Raw genomic sequence first — 3004 nt, forward strand, 5'->3', positions numbered from 1 at the left:
GCATCAGGTCAAAAGCTTGGAAGCCGCTGTATGAAGGTTACCTGGCCAGGGGCCTGAAAACGACTCAGGCCCTGGTCATCATCGCCCGCAAGCTGGCACGTATTGCGTTTTCACTCATGAAAAATCAGAGCGAATACCAGTCAAAAGCGGTTTTGGAGGCTTCCCCTCAACCATAGAATCTCCCACAGTTGATTTCGGTGCTCTCACAAATCCTTGGGGATATTCACGGCTATCTTCTTGCCCATACTAATCCTCGGCTCCACTCCATATCCCAACGCCTCATAAAACCCCGCCACCCCATCATTGCCGCTGGTGATCTGCAAATTGATCTTCATGCACCCCAAGGCCGTCAACGCCTGCTCGGCATAACGCACCAACGAAGCCCCCAGGCCATGACGCCGATAGTCAGCGTGCACCGCCACCGAATACAGCCAGCCTCGATGCCCGTCGTAGCCTGCGAGAATGGTGCCGATCACGGTTTTGTTATCCGTCGCCACAAAAAACAGCCCATCGTTGACCGCCAGCTTCTTATCAATCGCCAACGCCGGCAGGTTATGCGCGGTGTCATACCCAAACGCCTCCTGCCACAGGGCCACCACCTGCGCACGGTGCTGACGGTCGCGATACGCCCCGATGGGGTGGCGCGACAGCAAAGCCTTCTCCATCACCAGCGTGCGCTCGTTACCGTGGTAAACGTTGCGCACCGTGTAAAAGCCCATCTTGGTATAGAACGGCTCGGCCGTAAGCGAAGACGGCACACTCAATACCGTCACCCCGGCGTCACGCGCGCGCAACTCGATCTCAATCATCAGCAGCCGCCCGATGCCCTGCCCTTGCAGCGCCGGGTTGACGAACACCGAACGCACCACATTGCTATCAAGCGCGGCAGTGGCGACGATCACCTGACCCTGAGTCGCCACCAGCACAACCCGCCGCTGGAGCAAGGCCAGAACGGCGTCGGGGGTAAAGTTGCTCGCCACCCGCGCAATCACATCCGCCGGGTAATCCCGCGCATTACTGCTGTGCAAGGCCGCCAGGATGACCTGGCTGATGCCCTCGGCATCGGCGGCCTGGGCGAGACGAACGGCGGTAGACATGATTCCTCCTGACGGAAAGCGCTATAACGGCCCCAACAATACCAATGTGGGAGCTCGCTTGCCTGCGATGGCTGTGTGCCAGCCAAGAATATGGCACTGATACACCGCTATCGCAGGCAAGCCACCCACCGTTGACCTCATTCCAACCCTGACAGCCGATTCTGCTGCCTCACCCCACTTTTCAGCTTTCCCGGCTGAGCCGCCCCAGTGTTTCAGCCGGGATTCACCCGTTACAGCGCACAAAATAGCGCCACAGCTCAGCCCCCCATGGACCCGTGCACCCATGCAAACCACAAACACCGTCTTGATGATTCGCCCGGCGCGCGTTGCCTTCAACCCGGACACCGCGATCAACAACCGCTTCCAACGCCCGCCCCTGGACCCGCTCAGCGTGCAGCACAACGCGCTGGAAGAATTCGACGGCTATGTCGAGGCCCTGCGCAATCACGGCGTGGAAGTTCGGGTGCCGGCCGCGACCTCTCGGTGGTGTGCCTGCAAGCCCTGCCCAACTCCGACGAACGCCTGGCCCTGCGACGCTCACTGCGTAACACCGGCAAAGACATCCTCGCCCTCGACTTCGACCAGTTGGAAGCCTTCGCCGGCAACCTGCTCGAAGCCCACGACCGCGACAGCCAACCGCTGCGGATGATGTCGGCCAGCGCCTGGAACACCACACGCAGCCGGTGGCGGCAGTGCCCGCTGCATGTTCGCGCAAATGCACCTGCCCGCCCCTCATTTCAATAAGGAGTCTTGCCATGACCCGCTATATCGACGTCAACGACCTGAGCTACCTGGTCTCGCAAAAAGGCCTGCAAACCTGCATCACAGAAATGGCCGAGTACATCCGCGCCGACTACCTGCGCTGGCAGGACTTCGAAAAATGCGCGCGCCTGGCCAACCACTCGCCGGATGGCGTGATCGAGCTGATGCCGGTGTCCGACGCCTCGCTGTACGCCTTCAAGTATGTAAACGGCCACCCGAAAAATACCCTGGCGGGCATACTTACCGTAATGGCCTTCGGCGCTCTGGGCGATGTAGACACCGGCAAGCCAGTGCTGCTGGCCGAAATGACCCTCACCACCGCGATCCGCACCGCTGCCACTTCGGCCTTGGTGGCACGCTACCTGGCTCGCGACAATAGCCGCAGCATGGCGCTGATCGGTAACGGCTCGCAAAGTGAATTCCAGGCCCTGGCCTTCCACGCCATGCTAGGCATCAACGAAATCCGCCTGTTCGACATCGACACCCAGGCCACCGCCAAACTGGCGAACAACCTCAAGGCGTTCCCGGCCATCAACGTGATCCTGGCCGCCAGCGTCGCTGAAGCGGTGAAAGGCGCGGATATCGTCACCACCGTGACGGCGGACAAAGCCTACGCAACCATCCTCACCGACGACATGATCGAGCCCGGCATGCACCTCAACGCCGTAGGCGGTGACTGCCCGGGCAAGACCGAGCTGGACCGACGTATCGTCGAACGCGCCCGGGTGATCGTCGAGTACGAACCGCAAAGCCGGATCGAAGGTGAAATCCAGCACATGCCGCAAGATTCGCCGGTGACCGAGTTGTGGCAAGTCATCAATGGCCAAAAACCCGGCCGCGAAAACGCGCGCCAGATCACCCTGTTCGACTCAGTGGGCTTTGCCATCGAAGACTACTCGGCGCTGCGCTACGTGCTCGACGTGGCCAAGGCACTGGATGTCGGCAGCACGCTGGAACTGGTGCCGGACCTGGCCGACCCGAAAAACCTGTTCGCACGCCTGGCCCAACAGCCGCGCGTTGTCTAGTCCTGAAATAGGTTTACACCTGTTTCACCCCAGCGCCCTATGCACTGCATCGGGCGTTTTGTATTTTAAGGACAGGTGTGGGCGTTCCTGGTTATAGATCAGGATCGCTTCTCGCACCAT

2 protein-coding genes and 2 pseudogenes are annotated in these 3004 nt (G+C 60.4%); 3 read left to right on the plus strand and 1 reads right to left on the minus strand.

The features are described from left to right. Positions 1-176: pseudogene (locus tag E0F99_RS30805) on the plus strand (IS110 family transposase); the annotation flags it as partial. A gap of 27 nt (positions 177-203) precedes the next feature. Here the strand turns inward: E0F99_RS30805 and E0F99_RS29450 are convergent. After that, on the minus strand, positions 204-1097 hold the full coding sequence (locus E0F99_RS29450; protein WP_083357850.1) for a GNAT family acetyltransferase: 894 nt from the start codon (positions 1095-1097) through the stop codon (positions 204-206). A 283-nt stretch (positions 1098-1380) separates the two neighbouring features. On the opposite strand from E0F99_RS29450, the pseudogene E0F99_RS29455 reads away from it, so the two are divergent. Together E0F99_RS29455 and E0F99_RS29460 are read left to right on the plus strand one after the other, a co-directional pair. After that, positions 1381-1827, plus strand: a pseudogene (locus E0F99_RS29455) (arginine deiminase-related protein); the annotation flags it as partial. Between the two features lie 25 nt (positions 1828-1852). After that, on the plus strand, positions 1853-2884 hold the full coding sequence (locus tag E0F99_RS29460; RefSeq protein ID WP_083357849.1) for an ornithine cyclodeaminase: 1032 nt from the start codon (positions 1853-1855) through the stop codon (positions 2882-2884). Positions 2885-3004 lie beyond the last annotated feature (120 nt).

Origin of the sequence: Pseudomonas antarctica (genome assembly GCF_900624995.1) — a bacterium.
GTDB classification, from domain to species: domain Bacteria; phylum Pseudomonadota; class Gammaproteobacteria; order Pseudomonadales; family Pseudomonadaceae; genus Aquipseudomonas; species Aquipseudomonas antarctica.

What these genes read in the sequence shown, in the direction of transcription:
- E0F99_RS29450 (WP_083357850.1), bottom strand. Translation starts at nt 1,097, where the DNA reads ATGTCTACCGCCGTTCGTCTCGCCCAGGCCGCCGATGCCGAGGGCATC.
- E0F99_RS29460 (WP_083357849.1), top strand. Translation starts at nt 1,853, where the DNA reads ATGACCCGCTATATCGACGTCAACGACCTGAGCTACCTGGTCTCGCAA.